Origin of the sequence: Kluyvera sichuanensis (assembly GCF_014218705.1) — a bacterium.
Taxonomy (GTDB): Bacteria; Pseudomonadota; Gammaproteobacteria; order Enterobacterales; family Enterobacteriaceae; genus Kluyvera; species Kluyvera sichuanensis.
In genome coordinates, this window is the sequence record NZ_JABBJF010000046.1 from 1 (window position 1) to 26,159 (window position 26,159).

Here is a 26,159-nt window from a genome sequence, read left to right on the forward strand (position 1 = left end):
TTTCGCTCACTGTTGCGAGGTGGCGTATATTACGCTTTCCTCTTTCAGAGTCAAGCGTTTAATTTCGCTTTTCTCTATCGAGATTCTCAGGAGAACCTCGCTGACCCGGCGGCTTGTTTGCCGTTGTTCCGTCTCAGTGGGGCCGCATTATAGGGAGTTTCTTCAGTGCCGCAACCCTTAAATTGCAGAAAAATGACTGACTGCTGCAATCCCCAGCAGAACCCCGCCTTATACCTATTTACACACAGAGTTATCCACAAATCTCATCTATTCTTATGGTCTCTGCGTATTTTCCCCTTCTTTATATAGAGGGAAAATGGCTTATCGCCCCCACCTACTATTCAACGATACGTCCCGACTCGAGCTTGATAATCCGATCCGCAAGGTGGAAATAGCGATCGTCATGGGTGATCGCGATAATGGTTTTCCCCTCAGCTTTCAGCGCTGGGAGGATTTCCTGGTAAAACACCGCTTTGAATTCCGGGTCCTGGTCGGCGGCCCACTCATCAAACAGGTAGATTGACCGCGCTTCCAGCCAGGCCTGCAACAAAGCCAGCCGTTTGCGCTGCCCTTGCGAAAGCGCCGTCGTAGAGAAACGCCCATCGGCAAAACGGACCTTATGGCTGAGCTTCAGCCGTTCGAGTAGCGCCCCCACCTGTTCCGCCGTGCGCTCATGCACAAACGCCACGTTATCGAAAAGGAAGAAATCATTGAACACCACCGAGAAGCATTGCCGATATGCCTCCTGTTGGTCATCGGCAACCCACTGGCCGTTTAAGCGCAGCGTTCCGCTGTCGGGCGGATAGATCCCCACCAGCAGATTCGCCAGCGTCGTTTTCCCACTGCCGTTACCGCCGACGATAAAGACCAGCTCGCCAGGATGAAACGTCAGGTCGAGTGGCCCCAGGGTAAAGCGTTCACCATCTTCCCCCTGATACTGATAGCTCACCTGCTCCAGCGCCAACGAGGTGAACGGCCCCTCTGGCAACGGACGCTGCGCCTGCTCCGGCGGTAGCGCCGCCTGAAGTTGCTGCACCCTCTGCATCGCTACCCGCGCGCTGGCGATAGTCGGCAGCGACGACAGCACACCCTCGACGGGCACAATCATATAAAGGAAGATCATCACATAGCCGGTAATCGCCGCCGGTTGCAGCGTTAGCGCTTCGCGCAGGCCAAACAGCACCAGGCCGATAAACACAAAGAACAGAATACTGCCCCAGCTCGTCGCCAGCCCATACAGGATGTAACCCCGCGTCCGCTCCCGGCGCACCGCCTCAATATTCTCCGCCAGTTCGCCGTCCACAAAATGCCGCCGACGCGCGGCGTTAAGCCGATATTCGCGCCCGCCGTCGAACAACGTTTTGCACTGTTGAATCAATGTATCTTCCCGTCGCCGGGATTGTCGCAGCAACCCAAGCGCGCGCCCGTGTGCAGCCTGATACCCCAGCGTACCGAGCGCAATAGCCAGTAGCGCCAGCCCCAGCACACTAAAAGAGAGCGTCGCCAGGTAAATCAGGCACCCGAGGATCACCGCGCTATAGATGAAGAGATTCGGCAGGTTAACGAAAAAGACCACCAGCGTATCGAGATCTTGCGTCAGCACCGAGATAGTCCGCGCCATTCCGGAACGCTCCAGCTGCAGCCAGCGGGTTTCACTCACCCGATGCGTCAACTCACTGCGCAGCCGTGCTTTTACCTTCTGCCCAAGATACATAAAGGTGGTTTGCGAGATAACGCGGGTTGCCAGCATTAGACAGGCCAGCAGCGCAAACTGTATTCCCGGTGCCAGCCAGCCGTGTGCTGGCGGCAGATTCAGGCTGTGGTTAATCATCGCCAGCAGTGACGCATTGCTCAGCCCGCTAATCAGCCCGGCAACCACGGCCAGCAGCAGCCAGCCGCCGACCATCCGAAACAACATCAACAACAACGACATGCTCATTCCTTTTTATAGTTTGCTTCTTTATTACGTCTGATGAGATGACGGCCTATTTCGGCCACGAATCAGCGGCCAGACCAGCAGCGGTACGCCGATGAGCGATGCCACCAGCCCCACCGGCAGCTGGCGCGGATAGAGCGCATTGCGCCCCAACCAATCGGCAACGGTCATGATGCAGGCGGAAAGCAGCACCGCGGTGTAGAGCTGCGCCAGTACGCCCTTCACGCCAACCCGGCGCGCCAGATGCGGGCCCAGCAGCCCGATAAACGACACCGGCCCCACTAATAAGGTGGCAAGCCCGGTCATCAGCGCCGCCAGCGCCAGCACACTGAAGCGGGCACGCGGCAGCGAGACGCCTAGCGAACCGGCTACGCTGCCCATCGGCAGCAGCACCAGCCAACGACGAAACAGCGGTGTGATGACCAGCAGCACCAGCGTGGCGATAAATAGCACCTGCGCCAGAGACGCGCTGATGTAGTAGGTACTGCCGGTCATCAGCGGCAGCAGCACCGCGCTGGCGGAGAGGTTATTGAGCATCACGATGCTCACGGCGGCCTGGCATAACGCATTCAGCGCCAGCCCGTTAAGCAACACGCGCTGAGGATTAAACGCGCTGCGTCGGCTATTCCACATCGTCAATAACAAGCTGATCAGCGCCCCCGCCAGGCTGCTTAATAGAAGAAAGGCACTGCCCTGAGTGGGAAACAGCAGGATATAGACGGTGACGCCCATCGCCGCGCCGCCGCCGATACCCAGCACTTCCGGGCTCGCCAGCGGGTTGCCGCTTACGCGTTGCATCAGTACCCCCGCGCCCGCTAACAGCGCCCCGGCGCTGATGGCGGCCAGCAGGCGCGGCACCCTGAGCGGCAGCAGCTGCGTCAGCTCCTCATGGCTTGCCCAATGCCAGTGCCCAAGGCCCAGCCCAAGACAGAGTGAAACCACAATGGCGATAAGCAGTACGGCAACAGCGAGCCACGGCACCCAGCGGTGGGTTGAGGCATCCGCCGTCAGTGGCGACGGGGAAGTATCCGGAACATGTTGCCGGGCATGACGCGCCAGCAGGATCAACAGCGGCCCGCCGGTCAGCGCGGTCAGCATGCCCACCGGCAGCAACTGACCGTTCAATAGCGAAACCCGGGACACGCAGAGGTCGGTAAACCACAGCAGCCCCGCTCCGGTGAGCGCACTGTGCAGCATCAGTTGGCGCGACGTGCGCGCACCGCCAAAGCGGGCAAGATGCGGTGCGGCCAGGCCGATAAAACCAATCACGCCGACGGCATTGACCACCAGCGCGCTCATCACCAGCGCCAGCAGTACCGCCGCGCTGCGAATTTTCAGCGGTGAGGCACCCAGGCTACTGACCATGGTTTCCGGCAGTTGCAGCAGATTCAGCGGTCGCCACAAAAAAGCCAGCACCAGCAGGCAAAGCGCCAGCCAGGGCAGCAGCGACATCAGTAGATGACTGTCCTCCTGCGCCAGCGAACCGCCGCCCCACATCAACACGGTCAGCAGGAAACGGTCATTGATGATGGCAATAAGCATCGTCAGCGCGCCACACCACAGGTTGATCATCATCCCGGCCTGGATCATCACTAAAGGCGAGAGCCGCTGCCGCCAGCTCAGCGCCAGCACCAGCAGCAGCGCGGCCAGTTCCCCCACGACCACCACCGCCATTTTCGCTTCGGTCAGTAGTAGTGGGAACCAGAGCGATGTCAGCCCCAGCGCCAGCGTCGCGCCGGAAGTCATCCCGAGCGTAATCGGCTCCGCCAGCGGATTGCGCAGCGCCCGCTGCATCAACCAGCCGCAGAGCCCGAGCGTCGCCCCGCCGATAATCGCCATACCCTGCCGCGGCAGCCACATGCTGTGCAGAATAATCGCCGTGGGCTGAAGGTTATTGGCATACAGCAGCGCCCGCAGGCCACCTTCACGCAGCACGTCGCTACCGGCGAGCAACAGCGCCGCCAGCCACAGCAGCGTGATCAGCCCCCATGAGAGACGGCGGGAATAGGGTTCATACATCGCGCCACCCCGCAACAAAGGGAGAGAGGATATCGGCGAAGCGCCCGGCGGTGATCAGCGCACCAGTATCGCTAATCGGCTGTTCAATCACCGCCATCGGATACCGCGACGTCACCGGCAGGCGCTGCCACAGCGTGCTCTGCCGCCAGCGGGAAACGGCGTCACGCTTGTCATCATCGACCAGCAGGATAAGCCGGGCATCCACCGTGGCAATGCGGGTCAACTCCACCAGCACCGTCCCTTCCGCCCCACGGCTCCCCTGCCAGGCATGACGCAGGCCGCAGGCCGCCAGCACATCGCCAGGCAAACTTCCCAGGGTATAGAGCCGCAGATGCAGCGCATCTACGGGCGTGGCGCAGAACACCGGTTGCCGCACCGTCTGGGCAACCTTGCGCACGCGAGCTAGCTGCGATTGCAGATTATTGAGCAATACCTGCGCCTGCGTTTCTCGTCTGAAGACATCACCCAGCTGACGCGTGGCATCGATAAAGGAAGCAAGCCCGTGGGTGGGCAGCGTCAGCGTCGGCGCGATTTTTTCCAGCGCGGGCTTCAGCAACGTATGTTGAGGGGTTATCACAATGCGGTCGGGCTTTAAGGCATACAGCGTTTCGAGATTCGGCTGGAACAACAACCCTAAATCCTGCACCGTTGCAGGCAGCACAGGCTGCGGGATCAGTTTGCGATACCAGTCGGGCGCCGAGACGCCAGCAGGTGTGATACCGAGCGCGAGGATCATCTCCGTCAGCCCCCAGTCCAGCACCGCCAGCCTCTGCGGGACCGCAGCACTCCCGGCCCACGACATCGCGGGAGCCAGCAGTGCTGCGGTTAATAACGTGCGTCGTGAGAGCATCGTTACCACTTGTAGCTAACGGTCGCCGTCAGCTGACGTTTCATCGCATATTCACAGCCGTTGTTCTGGCAGGTGGCGAGGTAGGTTTTGTTGGTCAGGTTCGCCGCGTTCAGCGCAACGCCCCATTCACGCCAGTCGTAGCCCAGACGCGCATCGTAGACCGTGGCCGCCGGTACCTTCAGGCTGTTGTCGGTATTGGCATAGCTGCTGCCGACATAGCGCACGCCGCCGCCGATGGAGAAGCCGTCCAGCGGGCCACTCAGTGCATACTGCGTCCACAGCTTAGCGCTGTTGCGCGCAATGCCGACCGGATGTTTACCTTCGGTACCGTCGTTCGCGCTGATCACTTCCGGATCGGTCAACGCATAGGACGCCAGCACAGACCAGGCCGGGGTGATGTTGATCTTGCCATCCAGCTCGATCCCGCGCGATCGGATCTCACCGGTCTGCACGCTATAGTTGGCGTGATCCGGATCCGGCGTCGCGACGTTGGTTTCCCGCAGGTTAAACAGGGCCAGCGTAAACAACGCATCCAGCCCAACCGGGTCGTACTTCAGGCCCATTTCCGTCTGCTTGCCTTCCGTCGGCTTAAAGCCGTGACCATAAAAATCGGTCGTGCTGCTCGGCACGAACGAGGTCGAGTAGCTGACGTACGGCGCTAAACCGTTATCGAAGTGATACAGCAGCCCGGCGCGCCCGGTGGTCGCATAGTCGTTGCTTTCGGTACGCGCGTCGGTCAGCAGGTTGGTGCTCTTGGTTTTCGCCGCATCGTAACGCCCGGCCAGGTTCATTATCCAGTTTGCCCATTCAAGCTGATCCTGCAGGTAGAACCCGGTTTGATCGAGCGTGGAGTGGGTGCTGCTGGTGAAGGCTGGCACTTCAACCGGCGTACTGTAATCCGGGTTGAGGTAGTTAATCGGGCTCGCATCACCGTAGCCTGCACGGCTGCGCACCGAGCTATGCATCCGGTCAATCCCGGCCAGCAGCGTATGCTGTACCGGACCAGTTTGCAGATGGAACTCCGCCTGATTATCCACGGCGAAGTTGACCATGGTCTCCTGCAGGTTCATCGAGTAACGGTCGATCAGCGGCGCATCCGCATGAACGCCCCACGGGTAGACCATCAGGTAATCGCCGGTGCTGCTGATATAGCGCAGGTTCTGGCGGAAGGTCACCGTGTCGTTAAAGTCGTGGCGGAACTGATAGCCGATGCTGCCCTGTTTGCGCTCATAGCTGTCAAAGCCAGGCTGGCCACCGTAGAACTTGCTGGAGATCTGCCCGTTCGGGTTATAGGTCAGCGTGCCGGAGGTGGGCATCTGGTTGTAGAAGCCGCTGTCCGGGTCTTTACGCAATTGCGCCAGCACCGTCAGGCTGGTGCGATCGCTCGGCTGCCAGGTGAAGGATGGCGCAATGTCGTAATGCTGATAGCGAGTGTGGTCGACCTGCGTTTCGGTATCGAAGAAGGTCCCCGCCACGCGGCCAAGCAGCGTGTTGTCGTCGGTCAGCGGGCCGGTGACATCAAAACCGGTGCCAAACAGGTTGTTGTTGCCGGTGGACATATACACTTCTCCGCCCGGCTGGGCCTGCGGAGTTTTGCTCACCATATTGACCACCCCGCCCGGGTTGGCCTGGCCGTACAGCACCGACGATGGGCCTTTCACCACTTCAATGCGCGACAGCAGGAACGGGTCCCACGCCGGGCGGCTCCACCAGGCTTCGCGCGGCAGGCGCAGGCCATCGAGATATTCGTCGGCTTCAAAACCACGCACCACGATAGTGTCAAAACGGGTATCCGGCCCGGCGTTTTCCGATGCCACGCCGGAGACATAGCGCAGCGCCTCCGGAATGGTTTTCGCCGCCTGCGCCGCGATTTGCGCCTGTGTAACGACGGCGATACTTTGCGATGTACGGCTTATCGGCTGGCTGGATTTCGTTCCGGCAGCCGCGTTGTGCGCCACCAGTGAACTCTCATCATCCTGCCCCTGCGACGGTTCCGCGGCGGTGACCACTATTGTCTGTCCTTTTGTGCTATCGTGACCGTTATCCGCAGTGAACGCTTGCCCGCTGTACCCTGCGATGATCGTACATGCCAGTACTTTCAACGGTTTATCCCTGAAAAGCTTGCCAACCTGATTCATAGCATTTCCGACTGTTATTAGAATTGGATGGAAATGATAATTATTCAAGTTTAAAAGAGAAGCCCTTCCGTGGCAGAATGGCGTTACTGGCCATCAGGATGTCGCCATTCGGACAAAAGTTGTCTCTAAACGCAGCAGTAAGCATAAATGGTGAGAATCAGACAGAGGGCAGGTGAAGATGACCATTCCACAGGCGATTGAAGGGCTGCGCCAGCTCAAATACGCTCCGGGCAGCGAAGAGCCGGTTCACCAGCACGAGCAGGGGCAGCTGATTTATCCGCTCAGCGGCGTGGCGAAAATCGTCACCCCGCAGCATATCTGGCTGCTGTCGCCCGGCCGCGCAATCTGGCTACCCGGCGGGCTGCCGCACGGGCTTCAGGCCGTGGATCGCGTGGTGACGCAGAACCTGTACCTTAGCCCGCAGGCTTCCCGCCTGTTTGGCAATCAGTGCCGCGGCCTGGCCGCCACTCCCCTACTCCACACCTTGATTGATGCCGGGCTTGAAGATGCCATTCCCCCAGAGCGGATGGCCCTGCTTCAGGCGCTACTGACCGACGAGCTACAGCGTTTACCCGCCGCCGCGCTGTGCCACGTGATCCTCCCAAGCGACCGCCGGGTGCGCCAGGTCTGCGATACCCTGTGCCGCGAGCTGGATCACACCGCGACCCTCGCCTGGTGGGGGCAAAAGGTCGGTGCCAGCGAACGCACGCTGGCACGCCTGTTCCGCGAAGAGACGCACCTGAGTTTTTCCGAATGGCGGCAGCAGATTCGGCTGCTGGAAGCGGTGTGTAATCTGGCACGCGGCGTGGCGGTGAATACGCTGGCGCAGGAGCTGGGCTATGCCAGCGCGAGCGCGTTTATTGCGATGTTCAGGAAGAAGCTGGGGGTGTCGCCGCAGCGGTATATTCAGGCGGCGATGGTGATGTCGTGATTTTATGGTTATCTATTTTTATTATTAATACAGGGACTGTTTTTAATAGATAATATTAATAATGGTTTCCGGTTTTATATTTAATGGCGTTTATTACGTTTTATTTTCGGCTGGCTTTTATTTTCTGCACCGGGTATATTTACAGGTGTTATTTTGCGCGATGCGGGTGTGCGCCAACACGCCCGCATCGCTAATCACAATTGCTATTAAAGGAGAATAGTAACCATGACTGATGTCGATTGTATTGTAGATTCGTTTGAACCAGAAGTAGTGGATGGAAATAAGCGGAATTTAACCGTGAGTTATGCGAGCCGCGCGCCAGATTACCATCGCGTTCCGGCGGTGATGATGAAGGGGCAATGGCTGGAATCGGCGGGGTTTGCCACCGGCACGAAGGTTGAGGTGCGGGTGATGAAGGGGTGTATAGTACTGACGGCGGTGGAAGCAGAGGCTGACGAGGTGCTGGAGACGGCGCGGGTGGTGGGGAAGTTATCGGTGAGGAAGCGGAGGCAGGTTAGGGAGTTTATTGGGGTGATTGGGGGGAAAGGGAGCCGGGGTTGAAGGGGTGAGATTAGGCGCTGAGAGGCGCCTTTTTTGTTGGCTGCTTATTTAGGAAAGCCGTATTTATGGTTATTTGGCACTGAGATATTTACCACTTACTTCCAGTACTATGAGTTAGAACACAATTATCAGCACATTGAATACGCTATGATTTCCCACATATCATGATACGTATTCAGGCGACTATGAAGAATAAAACCATTGGGTTTGTTATTATTTTATTTTTTGTCTGGCTCTTTGCCAAAAATGATAAAGTACCAGCTACCGAAAGTAGTGTTCAAAATTCAGACATATCTACATCAAGTTCACTTTCGGTAGCCCAGAAAATACCGGACATTACTGGGTCTGGACAACCCGAGCACCGCTATGTGAATGCTGATACTTTGAAGGTGCGCAGTTCCCCGAAAGGAAACGCACTCGATACATTGAAAAGAGGAACATCCGTCAACGTGTATGAGCAGCGCGATACATGGAGCCGGATAAGTGCAGCTAAAGAGCAAGAACGCTGGGTTGGTTCGGCATACTTATGTGAAGTGGCGGGATGCTATATCAAGAATGATCGCCCGCAGAGCGCTCCTGCAGTCAAGAAACGACCAGCGAAACGGCATAGTGCACCGGTAAAACAGCCCGTGAGTTCTCCATCCTATAGTTCGTCTTGTTCTTGCTCTTCAGGGAACGTGTGTATTGGGCCGCGTGGGGGGAGGTATTGCATTACTTCTGGAGGGAATAAGCGGTATGGGGTTTAGGGGGGAAGTCCGTAAGGGTATTGTGCGAAGGCCGGACTCAAATCATCATTCAACACAATGAAATATAATAAATAATTAATAATCACACCACAATGTGCCCCCTTTTGTGCCCCCAACACACATTGTGACCATACCTACCTCAACTTATTGGTTTAACAGAAAAAATTCTGAAATTATCATTCTCGGTTTGGATCCGTTAATCGGATTCGAACCGGAACAGAAAAAAACTTTTTTTCACGAAAACTGTTCACACTGTTCACTCATCATTATTTTTATTACTTTTCAATGTGATACAAGGTGAATAGTCCGTGAACAGTGAACACTTTACTGTTCACTTTCAGGGATTTCAGGCAAAAAAAGACCGGCTAATGCCGGTCAGGATAGGTTATGGCGCTGTGGTTTCGTCACATCGGGGCAGCCAGTCGGCGTTGCTTTCATCCCTGAGCGCGAGATTCGTCTGCATCCCCTGATTCGTTCGCCGCTTGCCATAATTCAGCCCGTACTCCTTCAGCATCGATGACAGCCCTTTGCCGAACATGGTGAGACTGAGCGTGTTCTTGTAGCCGTGCGCCTCCATATAGACCAGATAGGCGTGATAGAGGTACAGGCGCGGCTGTCGTGGGATGATATTCGCATTTCCCATGTACATCCCGTCAGGCTCGGGCAGCGCCTCCAGATAGCCACAAAAATCAAATGTCGGGTCAGCATCACGCTTGATACTGAGTGCCTCATCAGAGTTCTGCTGGGACTGGAGCAACGTGCGCGCCGTCATCGGGTCGCTGAATTTTTGCATAAGCTGACGCACAATGACCGCTAGCTCACGGGCAATTTTATCTTTCAGCTTCGGATCCCGCTCTTCCGGGGCAATCTGTTCCGGGAAGTGCATAATCACCCGACGGCGTGACACACCGCCGCTGCGGTCGGTGAAACGCATCGGATTATTGTTCACGGCGAGAATCACCGCCGGAATATGCGTTGAATACGCATCCCGGTATTTCGGGTCAACGGATACGGCATCGCCGCCGGTGATGGCCTTTAGCCCTGCACCGTCACCACTCCATTTCTCCTGGTCAGGCAGACGTATCAGCGAGAAGCCAATCAGCGCCGCGCGTTCGCGGGGGGATTCCAGCGTTTCAATGGTCGCTGACGTGGCGTTATCCTCTCCGGCCAGCATAGTCGCAATTTCGGCCAGAATACTTTTCCCGCTGCCGCCGGGGCCGGTCACCTCAAGAAAAAGCTGCCAGTCATAACGGTTTGCCAGCACCATAAACAGGGCGGCGAGTATCACATCACGTTTATCCGCGCGTGAACCGGCGGCGCGGTCGAGCCAGCGCCAGAAGTTTGGCGCGTGGGTTTCCAGTGCTTCCCCCTCAACCGGCGGGGTAAAATCCACATCGCACAGTGTACGCAGCCAGTGTGCTTTACTGTGAGGACTGAATACGCCGGTACTGGTATCGAGTACACCGTTGCGAAAACCTATCAGGCGGCGCGCCGGGGCATCCTGCTGGGGAATAATCAGCTTCAGGGTATCCACCACCGAGGCAATTTTCCCCGACGAGAACGGCGCTCGCAGACGCTGGAACAGCCCGGCCACATCACGCGCAAAATCCGACGGTGGGATGATTTTCCATATCCCGGCTTCATAGCGTGACAGGAGCTGGCCGTTCGCATCCACCGCCAGCGCCTCGCCGTAATGCTCATGTACCCGCATCGCCTTTTCACTGGTGCTCATGGCGGTGAATTCAGCCTCGCTCATGGTACTGAACGGGCTCTCTCCCGGTGGCCGGATAGCGTCATAAATCGCTTTACGCGTGGCATCTTCTCCCCTCTGCATAAACGCATCATTCCAGTCACCAAAGACCGACGGTAGGGCGACAATTCCCTCACAGGCTTCTGCGGCCGCTGCGGCTTTTGTCTGACCGTCGCCGTTGAGGTCACGGTCGGCAGCGAGCACAATCTGACACGCCGGGTGCTTTTGCCGGGCAAAGCTCGCCAGAGAAAGAAGGTTCACGGATGACAGCGCCACCATGACGGTTTCACCCGTCAGGTGATGCACGGTGAGCGCGGTCGCATAGCCTTCTGCTATCCACAGGCGTTTTCCGGCCTGTTTTTTCCCTTCAATGATATGGCATGCCCCTTTGACCTGACCGCCTTTCAGGGTGCGTTTGAGACCGTCAACATTGATAAGCTGGAGATTAACCAGCGCGCCGGTGTCATCATATAGCGGGACAACCACATCACCGGCGCGGTAGGTCACGCCGCCGGTTTTATGTGTGGCGGTGAGCGTCAGGCATTCCAGCGCGGGAAACCCCTTGTGGGTCAGGTAGGCGTTGCCGGTGGCCGGTCGGCTTTTCTCCATCAGTTTTACGGCCAGCGCGGCCGCTGCTTTGCGGTCGGCTTCCGTTCCGGCCTCGGTGGCCGCAATCACCTCCGGGGAAACCGTCGACAGATTGCCGGTGACGGCGTTCACCTTTCCGGCGGCCTCAGAGGCCGATACACCAAAGACTTTCTCTACCAGCTTAAGGCCATCACCCGCGCCGCACTGGTTACAGAACCACGTCCCGCGCCCTTCTTTATCATCAAACCGGAAGCGGTCAGATCCGCCGCATACCGGACAGGCCTGATGGCGGTTTTTAATGACCTTCACACCCAGCGCCGGGAGAATGCGCGGCCAGTGGCCGCATGCCTGTTTTACGGTTTCCGTTACGTTCATATTCATGATTATTCTCCCTCAGTGTAATACCGGTGATTTAATGTGATGGGCGCAAAGTTCATCCAGTACGACGAGGCCGAGAAAAGACAGCGACGGCGCGGCTTTCAGCGGGCTGGCTTCCATTAAATCTTCCAGTAATGCACAGGCAATCTGGCGGCCTTTTTCCTCGCCATGCTGGCGCAGGTAGAAGCCCTCCAGCTCGGCGGCAATGGTGCTTTCCAGCGCGTCGAGGGTGAGGTGCGGGTAGCGGCGCTGACGTTCGCATAAAGCCAGCCATGCACAGGCCACGGCGCGACGATACAGCGCGGCGCGTAATACGGGCGGTAATGGCTTTTTCATACGTTACCCTCCCCGGTCAGCCAGTGCTGATTGCAGCGTTCGACCACGCTGTCGAGCTGGGCGGTCATGAGGTAAATCACGGAGGTGAGCTGTAACTGCTGCGCGGGGTCACGACGAACGGTGGCGCAGTCCTGCACCTGCATCAGGTCGCCGACGAGCTGGCCGACATTGCGCATATGCTCCAGACATTCGAGGTCACGGGCGGTAATGGTGGTGTGTCTCATGCGCGCACCTCCGCAACTGGCAGACGGCCAGCGAACGAGAGAACGTAATCGCGAACAAGAGAAAGGCGTGCGGCGTGCTCATCACCGGCAACGGTGCGAAGCATACAAATACGGGGTTTACGGTCTGCGCGACGAACGGCGGCAAACACAAAGACAAACTGCGGGTACGACGGGGTGAGGATAGTAGCCATGATGGCAGCCTCCTTGAAGTAGTTTGAAAAACTACCACCGGAAACGCCAATTTCACTGGTGGCAGCCCGAACGGGGTTGGCGTAACCGGCCTTCAAGGAAACCGGCCAGCCCGAAGGCTGCCCCGCCCGGACTACCATTATCAGAAAAGGACTCGGGTGCACGAATAAACACCACAGCCCTGAAAATGGGTGTGCCTGAGCAACGACATAAAAAAACACGCATGGCGCGTGTCGTGTCGCCTTGAAGTTATTCGGAACGCCAATTCCGGCTGCCGATTTTGCGACAGCAGGAAAACTATACCTGGAAACGGCGAAAAGAAGCAAGCCAGAAAAAGGGGCTGTTTGCTGAACGGTCATCATCATGCGTCATAGCCCCGGTTGCGTTCGGCAATGCGGTCAGCCATCCATGCGGTAATTTCTGACTGCGCCCACGCCACGTTTTTACCACCGAGGGAGATTTGTTTTGGGAAGGTTTCCCGGCTGATGAGGTCGTAAATGGTCGAGCGGGATAGGCCGCACAGATGCATCACTTCGGGCAGACGGATAAAGCGCTCGTGAACGGTATCAGAAACCGGCATCAGCGGCGCGGCAGGGGCGGAAGACGGGGAAGAAAAAGCAGTATGCATCGGGCTACCTCACTAAGTCCATACAGTGCCGGTCGTGTCCGTCCGGCCTCGGGTAGCTCTCTATTTTCAGCATAAAATTGAGTATTGCAACAAGGGGGGGTAATGCTGCCCAACATGTGTAACTGGCTAAAAATCACCCAATAGAGAAATGGAGTGCACTGAAGTGCATCCTCGCACATCCTCGCACATTCTGAGAAAGTAAAGGTCAATTGAAACTATTGATTGATTATTATTAATAGATATTAACATCCAAAATCAGAGTTAAAGGGAGGTTCTAGAAATAGAAGGATGGTGAACAGTAGTGAACAGTTTGTGAATACTTCCCTCTCAACTGTTCACCATTTAATTTACTGTATTACTTATCTTTTTTCTTTAAGTGAACAGTAGTGAATAGTTATTAGTAAAAAAACAAACAGAGAGAGGGTTTTCCTTCGACCTTTCTCTGGCAAGCCGGGTTTTTAAGTCCTGTTTGTGCCATGACTGCTACAACCGCAATGAATCGAGTTGTTGTCTGAGGGGCGGCAGAATGGCGTCAGGTTGAAAACACACAGAGAGCCCGACGATGAAAGCAGACTTACTTACTTCAGTAATGAAAACCATTGGCAGCACACAGAATGAGACAATCCGTACAGCCATCGAGATCGCACTGGATACTCTTAACGGGAAAGCCAACCAGAGCGCAGAGACTGCGATAAATAACGCTCTTGATGCGTTCAGCCAGGCTAAATCCGCACACACGGAAAATATGCTGAAACTGAATGATATCGAGGCCGCCATTATCCGCAGTGAGAAAGAACGTCAGAACGCGCTGAATGAGAGCACTGAAGCGGAACAGAACTGGCGCGCCCGTTTTCGCGAACTGCGCGGCATGATGACCCCGGAACTGAAAGCGGAACATGGTCAGCGAGTGGCCGGTCGTGAGCTGGCTGAGGAATTCGCCACCCTGATTGATGAGCTCAATGATGATAAAGCCCGTACTATGCTGGCCGCCTGTACATCAGGAAAAGAATACGTCAGCGCTCATTCAGATGTGTTCTCTGCCTATGCCCGGAATGAGTGGGCGGTGGTAATGAAAGACATTCCCCCTGCACTGGTACGCGCATTTGCTTTACGTCTGCGTGAGCTTGAGATTAAGGGGGAAGAACACCCTCACACAATTCTGATTCAGGAGCTGGGCGAGAATGTACTGACACAGAGTCGATATTACGCATTCAACATGGAAAATGAGCCGGTGATTTCACAGATTGGCCTTCATCGCCCGGCACTCACCGGCGTAGACATGAAGCTCTTTAAAAGTCCCGCCCTCAGAATGGCGCGAGCTAAATCGCTGGCACAGAAGAAACAACCGCAGGGGGTGCAGTCATGATGCGCTGCCCGTACTGCAAACAGTCTGCCCATGTTCGCACCAGTCGTTACCTGTCGGATAACGTCAAACAGAGTTATCTCCAGTGTGTGAATGTCTTCTGCTCCGCGACCTTTCGCACCATTGAATCTATCGATGAGGTGATACGGCTACCAGCGGCGGAAAAGCCAGAACCGGCGCAGACAGCGTCAGTGACACCGCCCCGAATTCTGGATTGCGCTCGCTCATCGCTGCGCCACTGATTCAGGAGAAAAGGAAATGATACGAGCACCACTGGAGCAGGCCTTTGAAACCTGTCAGAAGAATAAATCGGACTGGATGAGCAGCAAGTCAGCACTGGCACGGGCTGAAATGGCGCTGAAAGAACATGAGCTCACCAGTACCCGTTATGAGCCTGACGCTGTACAGGCGCTGCGTGATGATATTGACCTGAAAAAATGGGCAGTAAACCAATCTGCCGGTCGGTATATCCGGTCACATGAGGCCGTGCAGCGTGTCAGCATGCGTCGTCAGCTCCACGCCTTTATGCAGGTCAGTGGCGACGCGCTGGCCGCAGCACTGGCACCGGAATTAATGCACCTCAGAGAGCAGCCTGAAATCGTCAGAGAACGGGCTCTCGACCGGGCGGCCGCCATCGTTCGCGAAGCGCTATCGGTTCATCTGGCCAGCGGAAGAGATATTCATTATGTTCAGGATGACCGGGATATTCTGACTACCATCGGGTTCCGGCCTGACAGAGCCTCCAGAGGAGACAATCGGGCAAAATATACACCTGAACAGAGTCAGATTTTCATGTGCCGACAGGCCGCGCAGACCCGCAAAAAATCCGCATAAACCGCCCCGAAAATACCCGTCTTTTTAAGAAAAATAGCCATGCATGCATAAGCTGCATGGCTTTGCATGCAAAACCCTGAATTCTCCACACCCCGCCGCACCAGCACTGGCGCGGCATGAGCCCTTCCATGCATCTGCATTAAAAGCGCCTCCAGAAGCGGGCAGGCGTGGCGGGGAGAGCATTGCGCGCCAGCATTGTTAAATTCGTTCTCATAATAAAAGCGTGTTGACTTCATAAAATTTGCAGCAAGTACGGCACTTAAATGAAGGTAACTAACCATGATGTTATGATTTGATACACTCATCAAAGTATTAGGGCTGAACGCAAGAATTGATATTGCATCAAGTCCGTTTATAAGCATAATTCAGATAGATCAACATAAACATGCATAGATGGGAAAACTATGAAAATTGACAACCAACCTTTGTTTGAACACCACTTGAAAAGTGGTATTAATTTATTCCTTGGTGCTGGGTTTTCAGTAGAAGCAAGCTCAAAAAGTGGGAAGCTTCCAGTTGGAGATAATTTAAAAGATGAATTACTTGATCATTTCAAACGAAAAAAACCATCATCTCTAGATCTCCCTCAGCTTTGTCAAATATTAAGTAGCTCCTCTAAAAAAGAACTTAAAGACTTTTTCATAAATCGTTTTACAGTCACAGAATTTGATGAGCTTTACAAATCCCTTGAAAGTATTAAAATAAAATCCATTTTTACAACCAACATCGATGACTTAATTTTCAAAATTTTCAAGGACAGTAGTAAATATTATATAAACGACATCCAATTGAGGGGCCCAGCGATAAGCAACGGTGAAGCTATTGATTATATAGGGCTTCATGGCTGCGTGGCATACCCTGGTTCAGAGTTTGCTTTTTCACCATTAGAAATCTCTTCTAGTTTTGAACGAGATAAAGATAGGTGGTTCACCTACGTAGGTAAAATTCAAACCTCACCAACTCTATATTGGGGTTATAGAGTCCAAGATGCAGGAGTATTACAAGCTTTATCAAACACGTCTAATAAAGGCAGGCAAAGAGCTGATGCCTGGATCGTATTAAGAGAAGATGATGAAGAAGCTAGAGAGTACTATTCCTCTTTAGGTTTTCAAATAATAATTGGAGAAACAAAGGAACTACTTAATTATATTTCAAAAATTAAAATCGATAATAAATCAAGCCCTCAGAAGAACACAATTGAAAGTAAGTTTGAAGAATACAAAATACCAACACTGACCTCAGTACCTGTACGTTCTCTCTCAGAGTTCTTCTTAGGTGCAGAGCCAATATGGTATGATATTTTTACAAATAAAATCCATAAAACAACCCATTTGCAAAGAACAAAAAACGAATCATTTAAACCCAAGCACGTATTAATTATTGGAGCACCTTTAACTGGCAAGTCAACATTACTGAAACAATTATCTGTTGAAGCAAAAGAACTTGGCTCAGTTTTATATATTAATGAGATTACACCAGAAAAAGCACAGTTACTTTCTAGAGAGATTAAAACTTCAAATGAGAAGGTTTATGTATTTATTGATAATGCTGTAGATTCTTCTGAAGCAATACAAACTCTAGTGAATCTCCCTAATATTAAAATAATAGCTGCTGAAAGGGATTTTATTTATGACACTGTTTCATATAGATTTACCCCTCAACAATTTAATATTCTAGATGTCTCTGGCTTAAATGATTTCGATATACAATCGATTATAGATAGCATTCCTCAAGGTATTAACAAGCAAAATGATTCATTTTCTCATAGTGAAGGAGATATGGATATTGAACCAAGCTTTCTTGAGGTTATGACACACATCATTAAAGACAACGCATTAGCAGATAGATTTGTAGAAGCACTCAAAGCATTTAAAAAAACCGCCGCACCAGAGCATGACTTGTTATTATTAGCATGTTATTTATACAGTTGCCGAATTCCTATCTCGGTTGATATCGCCGCTGCATATCTGAGAGATTATAATTACGACGCCTTAAAGGCATTTAACATGTTATCTAATATGGATACATTTTTATATCCATACGAAGGGCAGTTAAGCGAGGATAACCAAGCGTATTTTGTTCCGCGTTCAAGAACAGTGTCAGAAATAGTAATGAAGAAAACCTACCATAAAGATATGGCCAAAATGTTAGAGACTTTCCATCAAGAAGTCTCTCCAGCCAGAATAAGTAGATATGATATTTTTAAACGATACGCTTATGATGCAAAATTAATGGGGCGTGCATTTCCTGATTGGGAGAGAGGATTATCTTTCTATGAGGAAGCTTTCACTCGTGACAGAACACACTCATTAAAACAACAAGGAGCATTATATTTAGCTCACAAAAAAAAATATGAGTTAGCGTTCATATGGATTGATGAAGCCAAATCAATCACTGGCAACAACAATCCAACAATCAGAAATACTTATGCTGTAATACTGTTCAATGCAAACTATGATAAACCTAATTCTCCCGAGGTGTTATCAACCTTGGAAGAAAGCATGGAAATATTACAACGTTGTTATAATGATGATTACAGAAAAATTTATCACGCTAGGATTTTTGCTGAGCAGTCCATCAAATTCAAGTCAAAATATCCTGACATATCTAGAAAAAGAGGGTATTTAGAGCTAAGTATGAAATGGTTAGAATCTGAATTAAAAAATCGGCCCAATGACCGATGGATGAATAATCTCAAACGTTCTATTCAAAGAAACTTACGCTAGAATCCCAACAATTACATTATAGTTGGCTCTCATAAGAGCCAACTAATAATTATTTTTTGCGAAATCATATGGAGTAATAACATGTGTATTATTTGCTTCCAAATAATCAGCCCACCACTGAACCATCAATCGACGTTCATCCAAATGCTCAGATGTGTGAATATATGCAGCACGCACATTATTACGTTCTGTATGGCTTAGCTGTCGTTCAATGGCATCGTCACTCCATAACCCTGACTCACCCAATGCACCACGAGCCATCGTCCTAAAACCATGCCCGCAGACTTCAGTTTTCGTGTCATAACCCATTGCACGTAAAGCGCTGTTTACCGTGTTTTCACTCATAACCTTAGTTGCGTCATGATCACCGGGGAAAAGCAGCTCTTTATCACCACTAATCTGCTTTAACTGGTCTAACAAAATCATCGCCTGTCGACTAAGCGGAACGATATGCTCCTCTTTCATCTTCATGCCACGGTACGAGTAACGCACACCCTTAATTTCCTCTCGTTTTGCAGGTACTCGCCAGAGAGATTTATCGAAGTCGAACTCATCCCAACGCGCAAAACGTAACTCACTGGAACGCACAAAAGTTAGTAAGGAAAGCTCGACCGCGATCCGCGTCATTACCCGACCGCGATATGCAGCAAGACGAGCAAGAAACTCAGGGAACCGGCTTGAAGGTAAAGCGGGGTAATGTCGCGCTTTGGTTGTCGATAGCGCACCAGCCATATCACTTGCTGGATTTGAGTCGATGTAATCGTTCTGTACGGCATAACGCATAATGGCCGTGACGCGCTGTTGTAGGCGCTGAGCGACATCATGTTTACCACTGGCATCAACTTTTTTAATCGGGGCTAACAGGTGACTGGTTTTGAGTTGGCGAATGTCGGACGAACCGATATAAGGGAAAATATAAAGCTCAAGATAGCGAAGAACGCGCGATCGATGGTCTTCGCTCCAGCGCTTATTACTGGCATGCCATTCACGAGCGATAGTTTCGAAAGTATATGCCCCCGAATTCTCGGCCTGAGCTTCTTTCTGTTCGGCTTTGGGGTCTATACCCTGCACTAAGAGCTTTTTAGCTTCATCGCGTTTTGCTCTTGCCTGAGCAAGCGTTACCGTAGGCCAAACACCAAAAGCGAGGCGATCCTCTTTTTTGTCATAGGGCCGTCTGTATTTCATGCGCCAGTATTTAGAACCCTTGGCCGAAACCTCGAGATACAAACCGCCACCATCGGCCATTTTATAGGTTTTGTCTTTTGGCTTTGCGGTCTCGACCTGTCTGGCGTTGAGCTTCATTTGGGGGCACATTTCTAATCGAAGTTAAGATGCCCCCAATTATGCCCCCAATGACATCCGGATTTCAACGGACAACCTCGGACAACTCAGGACGTAAAAATCGCTGCAAGCATTGATTTTTAAGGGATAATTGGACTTTCTCGGATGGTCTTGGAAGTACTAATGGTGCCGAAGGCCGGACTCGAACCGGCACGTATTTCTACGGTTGATTTTGAATCAACTGCGTCTACCGATTTCGCCACTCCGGCACGGAAAGGTATGCGGAAAACGTTGTGGATTATACCTGTCACGCGCCACCATGCAAGCGTCAGTCACCTACTCCCCCACCAAGTGTCTAAAAAACCGTCGCATCCCCCACAAAACCCTTAACCGCCGCTAACTCTGCCCCCAGCCAACGCTTTTTCCTGGAATCCGCCTCGCAAAAAAATGCAACGTGACCGGGTCGGTTTACATTTGCCCTCGTTTGATATGAGATCGCGTTACTAAATCTCGTAACAACAGCCATTGTGCTCAGGGCATCGCTATGCGCTTCTATCAGGTTGAACCCACGCTGGAGAATTACTGGCGCGGGATTATTCTCTTTGGCAAAAACGTCGCGTCCTATAAGTTCGCGCTGGCGCATGCGCTGTACGATCTCAAACCTGAAGGTAGCGATCTGATCTTGCTGGACGATCTGGCGGTGCCGTTCAGCGATCATCTCTGTCGCCATCTGCAGCATGCGCCTAAGCAGATAACCTCGCGCAGCAGCCAGTTTATTAGCGCCTGTTCGCAGTTCAATGCGGGAGAAATCACCCGTGATGCATTAACCGCGATTACGGTGCGTCAGGGGTTCAACAATGTGATTGATGCCTTCCACAACGTGAATCAGGGTGAGATTGAGAAACGTTTTTTTATCGATGAGCGCAAACCCCACAAGGGTATCCGCCTGACGGAGAATTTTTACCGTCTGGGTGAACGCCTGCAGTATCAAAACCTCAGTTTTGAAACCAACGCACGCTGGAGCCTGGTCGAGCAGGCGTGGGCGATGAATATCTCCAGCCAGCTTATCAACGTAGAGTACGACGATAACGATCAGATGCTGTTTAGCCGCAGTAGCGATCGCCGCGTGGCCATCTCGAGCTGTCGCGATAGCCTCAACGGCTACCAGAAGGGGCGCTGCTTCTACTGCTATGCGCCCATCAGCCTACAGCCGGATGATGAACAATTTGCTGACGTTGACCACTTTATCCCATGGAAAGCACGTGAGCAGGTGCGTAACGTGAATGGTGTCTGGAATCTGGTGCTGGCATGTAAGGAGTGCAACCGGGGCGAGAAAGGCAAGTTCGCGCGCCTGCCGTCCCGTAAGCTGCTTCAGCGCCTGCACGATAGAAACGAGTACTTTATCAATAGCCACCTGCCACTGCGCGAAACGTTGATCCGGCAAACCGGAACGGCGACGGCGCAGCGTGAAAAATTCCTGGCCACCAGCTGGAACGATGCGCTACAAGTGCTTTTTCACCAATGGGAACCTGTCGCACAGGGAACGGATACTTTCTGATGACGCTTGAATACTACCAGCACCATGCCGACGATTTTTTTAACTCAACGGTCAACGTCGATATGGGTTCGCTCTATGCGCCTTTTCTGGAGCGCATCCCGCAAGGCGGCTGGATCCTGGATGCAGGATGCGGCTCCGGGCGCGATAGCAAAGCGTTTTTACAGCAGGGCTATCAGGTTGAGGCGTTCGATGCGACGGCAGAAATGGCAAAGCTTGCCAGCCAGCATACTGGGCTGTCGGTTAAACAGATGACCTTTAGCGACGTCGATGCTGTTAATTATTACGACGGTATCTGGTGCTGCGCCTCGCTGCTGCACGTCAGCGCCGCCGAACTGCCAGATGCCATGGCAAAACTGGCGCGAGCGCTTAAGCCCGGCGGCATCTGGTATGTCTCCTTTAAGCATGGTGACGGCGAGCGAGTCAAAGATGGCCGTCACTTTACCGACCTCAATGAGCAAGGGCTGAATACTCTGCTGGCAGGGCTTGCGGGCATCACGCTTGTTGGTCACTGGATAACGGAAGACAAGCGTCCCGATCGCAGCGAGATGTGGTTAAACGCACTGTTACAGAAGCGTTCTTAATCCCCCCTTCCGCCAAGCGCCCCGCCCCCACATGCTCTACACTCTCAGTTCAACACCACACTGAGAGATACACGATGTCCATAATAAAAAGCTACGCCGCGAAAAATGCCGGGGCAGAACTGGAAGTCTGGGAATACGATGCCGGGGAGCTGCTGCCGGAAGACGTTGAGGTGAAAGTGGATTACTGCGGGATCTGCCACTCGGACCTGTCGATGATCGACAACGAATGGGGGTTCTCTCAATATCCGCTGGTTGCCGGCCACGAGGTGATTGGTCACGTGGTGGCGCTGGGCAGCGCAGCGCAGAGTAAGGGGCTGAAGATTGGTCAGCGCGTGGGCATTGGCTGGACGGCGCGAAGCTGCGGCCACTGCGATGCCTGTATCGATGGCAACCAGATTAACTGTACCGAAGGCTCGGTGCCGACCATCCTCAACCATGGCGGCTTTGCCGATAAGCTGCGCGCCGACTGGCAATGGGTTATTCCTCTGCCAGACAACATTGATATCGAAACCGCAGGCCCGATGCTGTGCGGCGGGATCACCGTCTTTAAACCGCTGCTGATGCATCACGTTACCGCCACCAGCCGCGTAGGGGTGATTGGGATTGGTGGTCTGGGGCATATCGCCATTAAGCTGCTGCGCGCGATGGGTGCTGAAGTTACAGCGTTCAGCTCCAATCCGTCGAAAGAGCAAGAAGTGCGAGCGATGGGGGCGGACCACGTGGTTAACAGCCGTTCGCCGGAAGCGCTCAAAGCGCTGGCGGGTCAGTTTGACCTGATCATCAACACCGTCAACGTCGACCTGAACTGGCAGCCGTACTTCGAAGCGCTGGCCTCGGGCGGCAACTTCCACACCGTCGGCGCGGTGCTGACGCCGCTGCCGGTACCGGCGTTTACCCTGATTGGCGGCGACCGCAGTGTCTCCGGTTCGGCGACGGGTAACCCGTTCGAACTGCGCAAGCTGATGAAGTTTGCCGGTCGCAGCAAAGTCGCGCCAATTACCGAGCTGTTCCCGATGTCGAAAATCAACGATGCCATCCAGCACGTGCGTGACGGTAAAGCCCGTTACCGCGTGGTGCTGAAAGCTGATTTCTGATGTGACTCCGGCGGCGTTCTGCCGCCGGTTCTTCTCTTCGCCGTTAAGCTTTTGCGAAGGCCGCGAAGACTTCCGCTACGGCAACGGCACCTGGGTCCGGCACGCCGTTCAGGTTCTCGCTGTTCACGTACGACGCGCGCCCCGCTTTCGCTTTTTGCATCGTCGCCGTGCTGTCAGCACCCTGTTGTGCTGCCGCAATCGCTTCTGCCAGCCCCTTATCACGCAGCGCTTCCAGCGCCGGTTGCAGGGCGTCGACTAACGTACGGTCGCCGGGTGCGGCACCGCCGTAGAACTTCATCTGCTTTAACCCGGCCAGTAGCGCATTGGCTAGCGGTTCGCCCTGCGCCAGCGTCTGCCCGGCGGCGGTGAAGAACAGCGACATCAGCACGCCGCTGGAGCCACCCATCACGGTTGCCAGACGTTCGCCAATCAGCTGTAGAAGCTGCGCCGGGTTGTTTAGCGGCAGGGCGTTCTGCTGGAGCAACGTAGCGACATCCTGCGCGCCCAGCGCAAAGGTCGAGCCGGTATCGCCGTCGCCTACCTTGGCATCCAGCGCATTCAGGCGACTCTCTAAACCCAACAGCGTCTGGGTAGCCTGTGCCACCAGCGCATGCACCTGCGGGTTCTCCGACGGCTGCACCTCCAGCGCGTCGTGAACTTTGGCATGCGCCAGGGTTCTCAGTGGCGCAAAGGCCACGGCTTTCACCCAACCGCTGGTCTCCACATCGGCCAGCAGCGCCTCTTCAATGGCCTGATTCAGAACGATCAGCGAGAGCGAGAAGCCCTTCATATCGAGCGAACTGACCAGCGTCGCCGGGCCAATCAGATAGGCTATCTGCTCGCTCAGCGCGGAGTGCGCAAGCTCTTTGGCGAGCAGCGCCATCTCAAGCTCCGACACGCCGCCGAGGTTGTTGATCAGCACCGCCACGCGGTTATCTCCCACCGAGGCTTTCAGAGCCTCAACCAGCGTGCCGATCAGCTGTTTGCTGTTATGACTGCTGACCGTCGAAGCGCCTGGCTCGCCGTGGATACCGAGCCCCAGCTCCACCTGACCGGGCTTAATGCGGTCTTCCGTCTCGCCGCCGGGTAAATTGCAGGTCTCCATCGCCAGCCCCAGGCTGAACACGCCGCGGCTCGCCTGTTGGGCTATCTCGTGTACTTCGCTAAGCGATTTTCCCTGCTCCGCAGCAAAACCCGCGACTTTATGCACCAGCGCCGTGCCCGCAATGCCGCGCGGCTGTTTGTTATCCGGCAGCGCAACGTCGTCGGCGACAATCACCATCTCGACCTTCAGGCCGTAGCGTTTGGCCTTTTCGGCGGCGAGGCCAAAGTTGAGGCGGTCACCGGTATAGTTTTTGACGATCAGCAGGCAGCCGCGATCGCCCGTCACCGCCACGATGGCGTTCAGCACCGCATCCACGCTCGGCGAGGCAAAGAGATCGCCGCATACGGCAGCGGTGAGCATGCCTCTACCGACAAAACCCGCGTGCGCCGGTTCGTGGCCGGAACCGCCGCCGGAGATTATCGCCACCCGGCTTTTATCCCAGTCGCTGCGGGCGACGATACGAATCGCCGGGTCGATATCCAATCGCACCAGGTTCGCGTGAGGTGCGGACAACACTAAGCCTTCAAGCGCATCATCCACAAGGTGTTTACGCTCGTTAAAGAAGAATCTGGACATAGTATTCCAAAAAAAAGTAAACCGTATGCAAAGCATAGTCGGCGCTGGATAACGCGCCGCAAAACAGACAATTTACTGCCGCGAGATGTCGTTGTTTTGCCTATACTCGACGCAGAATAAATGGAGGATTACCCATGAGCGCACCATTGCTTATCGCACGCACCCAGGACAAGCAGCTTGAACTGCTGCCTAATATGGCCAACCGCCACGGGCTGATTACCGGCGCCACCGGCACCGGGAAAACCGTCACCCTGCAAAAGATGGCCGAGTCGTTCTCGGAGATTGGCGTGCCGGTCTTTATGGCGGATGTGAAAGGCGACCTGACCGGCGTGGCAGAGGAAGGCCAGGCCTCAGAGAAGCTGATGACGCGTTTGAACAATATCGGTGTGACCGACTGGGAGCCGCATGCTAACCCGGTAGTGGTGTGGGATATCTTCGGCGAGAAAGGCCACCCGGTTCGCGCCACGGTCTCAGACCTCGGCCCGCTGCTGCTGGCTCGCCTGCTGAATCTCAACGAGGTGCAGTCCGGGGTGCTGAATATTATCTTCCGCATCGCCGACGATCAGGGCCTGCTATTACTGGATTTCAAAGACCTGCGGGCCATCACCCAGTACATCGGCGATAACGCCAAGTCCTTCCAGAACCAGTACGGCAATATCAGTACCGCCTCCGTCGGTGCCATCCAGCGCGGGCTGCTGACGCTGGAACAACAAGGTGCCGAGCACTTCTTCGGTGAGCCGATGCTCGATATCAAAGACTGGATGCGTACCGACAGCAACGGTAAAGGCGTCATTAATATCCTCAGCGCAGAGAAGCTCTACCAGATGCCTAAGCTTTATGCTGCCAGCCTGCTGTGGATGCTCTCCGAGCTTTACGAGCAGTTGCCGGAAGCGGGCGACCTCGAAAAGCCGAAGCTGGTTTTCTTCTTCGATGAAGCACACCTGCTGTTTAGCGATGCCCCGCAGGTGCTGCTGGATAAAATCGAACAGGTGATCCGCCTGATTCGCTCTAAGGGCGTGGGCGTCTACTTTGTGTCGCAGAATCCGTCGGATATTCCTGATGCGGTGCTGGGCCAGCTAGGTAACCGCGTGCAGCACGCGCTGCGCGCCTTTACGCCGAAGGATCAGAAAGCGGTGAAAACGGAGGCGCAAACCATGCGCGCTAACCCGGCGTTTAATACCGAGCAGGCGATTCAGGAACTGGGAACCGGCGAGGCGCTGATTTCGTTCCTCGATGCAAAAGGCAGCCCGTCCATCGTTGAGCGAGCGATGGTTATCGCGCCGTGTTCACGCATGGGGCCGGTGACCGACGATGAACGCAATGGGCTTATTAATAACTCACCGCTGTACGGTAAGTACGAAGATGAAATAGACCGCGAGTCGGCGTTCGAGATGCTGAAAAAAGGGGTACAGAATAGCGCCGGTCAGGCAGATGCTCCGCCCGCTAAAGGCCAGCAGAGTGCTGATGACGGCATCCTTGGCGGGCTGAAAGATATTATCTTCGGCACCACCGGGCCGCGCGGCGGCAAGCACGATGGTCTGGTGCAAACGGCGGCGAAAAGCGCCGTGCGTCAGGTGACGAACCAGATTGTGCGTGGGATGTTGGGTAGTCTACTGGGTGGGCGGCGGCGTTAACGCCGTATCCGGCCTATAACTCGTAGCCCGGGCGAGCGGCTGTACGACCGGATACATAGGTAACACTTCAGACCGGGAACATAGGTAACACTTTCCTAGTCTATCCGGATAATACTACGGCTTTTCCGGTCAT

At 54.1% G+C, this 26,159-nt stretch carries 22 protein-coding genes and 1 tRNA gene; 11 read left to right on the forward strand and 12 right to left on the reverse strand.

Annotation, left to right across the window (positions count from 1 at the left end):
* Positions 1-337: 337 nt before the first annotated feature.
* The 4 genes from HII27_RS25530 to HII27_RS25545 are packed head-to-tail and all read right to left on the reverse strand — an operon-like array spanning position 338 to position 6,943.
* A complete protein-coding gene (locus HII27_RS25530) occupies positions 338-1,933 on the reverse strand; it encodes a cyclic peptide export ABC transporter (protein ID WP_185670098.1) in 1,596 nt (531 codons plus the stop codon).
* A gap of 30 nt (positions 1,934-1,963) precedes the next feature.
* Entirely contained in the window at positions 1,964-3,955 is a 1,992-nt protein-coding gene (fhuB, locus tag HII27_RS25535; protein WP_185670099.1) for a Fe(3+)-hydroxamate ABC transporter permease FhuB, read from the reverse strand.
* A complete protein-coding gene (locus HII27_RS25540; protein ID WP_185670100.1) occupies positions 3,948-4,805 on the reverse strand; it encodes an iron-siderophore ABC transporter substrate-binding protein in 858 nt (285 codons plus the stop codon). The genes fhuB and HII27_RS25540 overlap by 8 nt, the downstream gene beginning before the upstream one ends.
* 2 nt (positions 4,806-4,807) lie before the next feature.
* Positions 4,808-6,943, reverse strand: a complete 2,136-nt coding sequence (locus HII27_RS25545; RefSeq protein ID WP_185670101.1) for a TonB-dependent siderophore receptor — start codon at positions 6,941-6,943, stop codon at positions 4,808-4,810.
* 178 nt (positions 6,944-7,121) lie between these two features.
* Between HII27_RS25545 and HII27_RS25550 the strand changes: the two genes are divergently transcribed.
* The 3 genes from HII27_RS25550 to HII27_RS25560 all read left to right on the forward strand — a co-directional run bounded on the left by HII27_RS25550 (position 7,122) and on the right by HII27_RS25560 (position 9,181).
* On the forward strand, positions 7,122-7,874 hold the full coding sequence (locus HII27_RS25550) for an AraC family transcriptional regulator (RefSeq protein WP_185670102.1): 753 nt from the start codon (positions 7,122-7,124) through the stop codon (positions 7,872-7,874).
* A 225-nt stretch (positions 7,875-8,099) separates the two neighbouring features.
* On the forward strand, positions 8,100-8,435 hold the full coding sequence (symE, locus tag HII27_RS25555; RefSeq protein ID WP_185670103.1) for an endoribonuclease SymE: 336 nt from the start codon (positions 8,100-8,102) through the stop codon (positions 8,433-8,435).
* Positions 8,436-8,620: 185 nt separating this feature from the next.
* Positions 8,621-9,181 (forward strand): SH3 domain-containing protein, encoded by a 561-nt coding sequence (locus tag HII27_RS25560; RefSeq protein WP_185670104.1) that lies wholly within the window; start codon positions 8,621-8,623, stop codon positions 9,179-9,181.
* A 385-nt stretch (positions 9,182-9,566) separates the two neighbouring features.
* On the opposite strand, the gene HII27_RS25565 is transcribed toward HII27_RS25560, so the two are convergent.
* Genes HII27_RS25565 through HII27_RS25585 form a run of 5 tightly spaced genes read right to left on the reverse strand, consistent with a single transcriptional unit; the run spans position 9,567 to position 13,274 of the window.
* Positions 9,567-11,900: a primase-helicase zinc-binding domain-containing protein gene (locus HII27_RS25565; protein WP_185670105.1), complete on the reverse strand. Its 2,334-nt coding sequence runs from the start codon at positions 11,898-11,900 to the stop codon at positions 9,567-9,569.
* Between the two features lie 12 nt (positions 11,901-11,912).
* Positions 11,913-12,233 carry a DUF5375 domain-containing protein gene (locus tag HII27_RS25570; RefSeq protein WP_185670106.1) on the reverse strand — a complete coding sequence of 107 codons (321 nt, stop codon included), beginning with the start codon at positions 12,231-12,233 and terminating at the stop codon, positions 11,913-11,915.
* Positions 12,230-12,457 (reverse strand): hypothetical protein, encoded by a 228-nt coding sequence (locus HII27_RS25575; RefSeq protein ID WP_185670107.1) that lies wholly within the window; start codon positions 12,455-12,457, stop codon positions 12,230-12,232. Before HII27_RS25575 ends, HII27_RS25570 begins: the two co-directional genes overlap by 4 nt.
* The gene (locus tag HII27_RS25580) at positions 12,454-13,011 is read right to left on the reverse strand and encodes a host cell division inhibitor Icd-like protein (protein ID WP_185670108.1); all 558 of its coding nucleotides are present in this window, start codon (positions 13,009-13,011) and stop codon (positions 12,454-12,456) included. The genes HII27_RS25575 and HII27_RS25580 overlap by 4 nt, the downstream gene beginning before the upstream one ends.
* Complete coding sequence (locus HII27_RS25585) at positions 13,008-13,274, reverse strand: helix-turn-helix transcriptional regulator (protein WP_057069028.1); 267 nt, start codon at positions 13,272-13,274, stop codon at positions 13,008-13,010. Before HII27_RS25585 ends, HII27_RS25580 begins: the two co-directional genes overlap by 4 nt.
* A 562-nt stretch (positions 13,275-13,836) precedes the next feature.
* Between HII27_RS25585 and HII27_RS25590 the strand changes: the two genes are divergently transcribed.
* From HII27_RS25590 to HII27_RS25605, 4 genes are all read left to right on the forward strand, one after another.
* Positions 13,837-14,640 (forward strand): capsid protein, encoded by an 804-nt coding sequence (locus HII27_RS25590; protein ID WP_185670109.1) that lies wholly within the window; start codon positions 13,837-13,839, stop codon positions 14,638-14,640.
* Positions 14,637-14,879, forward strand: coding sequence for an ogr/Delta-like zinc finger family protein (locus HII27_RS25595; protein ID WP_185670110.1), 243 nt, complete (start codon positions 14,637-14,639; stop codon positions 14,877-14,879). The genes HII27_RS25590 and HII27_RS25595 overlap by 4 nt, the downstream gene beginning before the upstream one ends.
* 16 nt (positions 14,880-14,895) lie before the next feature.
* The gene (locus tag HII27_RS25600; protein ID WP_185670111.1) at positions 14,896-15,471 is read left to right on the forward strand and encodes a phage polarity suppression protein; all 576 of its coding nucleotides are present in this window, start codon (positions 14,896-14,898) and stop codon (positions 15,469-15,471) included.
* Between the two features lie 404 nt (positions 15,472-15,875).
* Positions 15,876-18,197 (forward strand): P-loop NTPase, encoded by a 2,322-nt coding sequence (locus HII27_RS25605; RefSeq protein ID WP_185670112.1) that lies wholly within the window; start codon positions 15,876-15,878, stop codon positions 18,195-18,197.
* A gap of 42 nt (positions 18,198-18,239) precedes the next feature.
* On the opposite strand, the gene HII27_RS25610 is transcribed toward HII27_RS25605, so the two are convergent.
* Together HII27_RS25610 and HII27_RS25615 are read right to left on the reverse strand one after the other, a co-directional pair.
* The gene (locus tag HII27_RS25610) at positions 18,240-19,499 is read right to left on the reverse strand and encodes a tyrosine-type recombinase/integrase (RefSeq protein ID WP_185670113.1); all 1,260 of its coding nucleotides are present in this window, start codon (positions 19,497-19,499) and stop codon (positions 18,240-18,242) included.
* Positions 19,500-19,662: 163 nt separating this feature from the next.
* A tRNA-Leu gene (locus HII27_RS25615) sits at positions 19,663-19,747 on the reverse strand.
* A gap of 275 nt (positions 19,748-20,022) precedes the next feature.
* On the opposite strand from HII27_RS25615, the gene HII27_RS25620 reads away from it, so the two are divergent.
* From HII27_RS25620 to ahr, 3 genes are all read left to right on the forward strand, one after another.
* Positions 20,023-21,036 (forward strand): HNH endonuclease, encoded by a 1,014-nt coding sequence (locus HII27_RS25620; protein ID WP_185670114.1) that lies wholly within the window; start codon positions 20,023-20,025, stop codon positions 21,034-21,036.
* Positions 21,036-21,617, forward strand: coding sequence for a class I SAM-dependent methyltransferase (locus tag HII27_RS25625; protein ID WP_185670115.1), 582 nt, complete (start codon positions 21,036-21,038; stop codon positions 21,615-21,617). Before HII27_RS25620 ends, HII27_RS25625 begins: the two co-directional genes overlap by 1 nt.
* Before the next feature lie 74 nt (positions 21,618-21,691).
* Entirely contained in the window at positions 21,692-22,711 is a 1,020-nt protein-coding gene (gene ahr, locus HII27_RS25630; protein ID WP_185670116.1) for an NADPH-dependent aldehyde reductase Ahr, read from the forward strand.
* 43 nt (positions 22,712-22,754) lie between these two features.
* On the opposite strand, the gene HII27_RS25635 is transcribed toward ahr, so the two are convergent.
* A complete protein-coding gene (locus HII27_RS25635; RefSeq protein ID WP_185670117.1) occupies positions 22,755-24,392 on the reverse strand; it encodes a dihydroxyacetone kinase subunit DhaK in 1,638 nt (545 codons plus the stop codon).
* A 134-nt stretch (positions 24,393-24,526) separates the two neighbouring features.
* Here HII27_RS25635 and HII27_RS25640 point away from each other — a divergent pair, with 134 nt between their 5' ends.
* On the forward strand, positions 24,527-26,026 hold the full coding sequence (locus tag HII27_RS25640; RefSeq protein WP_185670118.1) for a helicase HerA-like C-terminal domain-containing protein: 1,500 nt from the start codon (positions 24,527-24,529) through the stop codon (positions 26,024-26,026).
* Positions 26,027-26,159: the final 133 nt, after the last annotated feature.

What these genes read in the sequence shown, in the direction of transcription:
- ahr (WP_185670116.1), top strand. Translation starts at nt 21,692, where the DNA reads ATGTCCATAATAAAAAGCTACGCCGCGAAAAATGCCGGGGCAGAACTG.
- HII27_RS25610 (WP_185670113.1), bottom strand. Translation starts at nt 19,499, where the DNA reads ATGAAGCTCAACGCCAGACAGGTCGAGACCGCAAAGCCAAAAGACAAA.
- HII27_RS25550 (WP_185670102.1), top strand. Translation starts at nt 7,122, where the DNA reads ATGACCATTCCACAGGCGATTGAAGGGCTGCGCCAGCTCAAATACGCT.
- symE (WP_185670103.1), top strand. Translation starts at nt 8,100, where the DNA reads ATGACTGATGTCGATTGTATTGTAGATTCGTTTGAACCAGAAGTAGTG.
- HII27_RS25595 (WP_185670110.1), top strand. Translation starts at nt 14,637, where the DNA reads ATGATGCGCTGCCCGTACTGCAAACAGTCTGCCCATGTTCGCACCAGT.
- HII27_RS25560 (WP_185670104.1), top strand. Translation starts at nt 8,621, where the DNA reads ATGAAGAATAAAACCATTGGGTTTGTTATTATTTTATTTTTTGTCTGG.
- HII27_RS25590 (WP_185670109.1), top strand. Translation starts at nt 13,837, where the DNA reads ATGAAAGCAGACTTACTTACTTCAGTAATGAAAACCATTGGCAGCACA.
- HII27_RS25575 (WP_185670107.1), bottom strand. Translation starts at nt 12,457, where the DNA reads ATGAGACACACCACCATTACCGCCCGTGACCTCGAATGTCTGGAGCAT.
- HII27_RS25540 (WP_185670100.1), bottom strand. Translation starts at nt 4,805, where the DNA reads ATGCTCTCACGACGCACGTTATTAACCGCAGCACTGCTGGCTCCCGCG.
- HII27_RS25585 (WP_057069028.1), bottom strand. Translation starts at nt 13,274, where the DNA reads ATGCATACTGCTTTTTCTTCCCCGTCTTCCGCCCCTGCCGCGCCGCTG.
- HII27_RS25530 (WP_185670098.1), bottom strand. Translation starts at nt 1,933, where the DNA reads ATGTCGTTGTTGTTGATGTTGTTTCGGATGGTCGGCGGCTGGCTGCTG.
- HII27_RS25545 (WP_185670101.1), bottom strand. Translation starts at nt 6,943, where the DNA reads ATGAATCAGGTTGGCAAGCTTTTCAGGGATAAACCGTTGAAAGTACTG.
- HII27_RS25635 (WP_185670117.1), bottom strand. Translation starts at nt 24,392, where the DNA reads ATGTCCAGATTCTTCTTTAACGAGCGTAAACACCTTGTGGATGATGCG.
- HII27_RS25620 (WP_185670114.1), top strand. Translation starts at nt 20,023, where the DNA reads ATGCGCTTCTATCAGGTTGAACCCACGCTGGAGAATTACTGGCGCGGG.
- HII27_RS25600 (WP_185670111.1), top strand. Translation starts at nt 14,896, where the DNA reads ATGATACGAGCACCACTGGAGCAGGCCTTTGAAACCTGTCAGAAGAAT.
- fhuB (WP_185670099.1), bottom strand. Translation starts at nt 3,955, where the DNA reads ATGTATGAACCCTATTCCCGCCGTCTCTCATGGGGGCTGATCACGCTG.
- HII27_RS25605 (WP_185670112.1), top strand. Translation starts at nt 15,876, where the DNA reads ATGAAAATTGACAACCAACCTTTGTTTGAACACCACTTGAAAAGTGGT.
- HII27_RS25640 (WP_185670118.1), top strand. Translation starts at nt 24,527, where the DNA reads ATGAGCGCACCATTGCTTATCGCACGCACCCAGGACAAGCAGCTTGAA.
- HII27_RS25565 (WP_185670105.1), bottom strand. Translation starts at nt 11,900, where the DNA reads ATGAATATGAACGTAACGGAAACCGTAAAACAGGCATGCGGCCACTGG.
- HII27_RS25580 (WP_185670108.1), bottom strand. Translation starts at nt 13,011, where the DNA reads ATGATGATGACCGTTCAGCAAACAGCCCCTTTTTCTGGCTTGCTTCTT.
- HII27_RS25625 (WP_185670115.1), top strand. Translation starts at nt 21,036, where the DNA reads ATGACGCTTGAATACTACCAGCACCATGCCGACGATTTTTTTAACTCA.
- HII27_RS25570 (WP_185670106.1), bottom strand. Translation starts at nt 12,233, where the DNA reads ATGAAAAAGCCATTACCGCCCGTATTACGCGCCGCGCTGTATCGTCGC.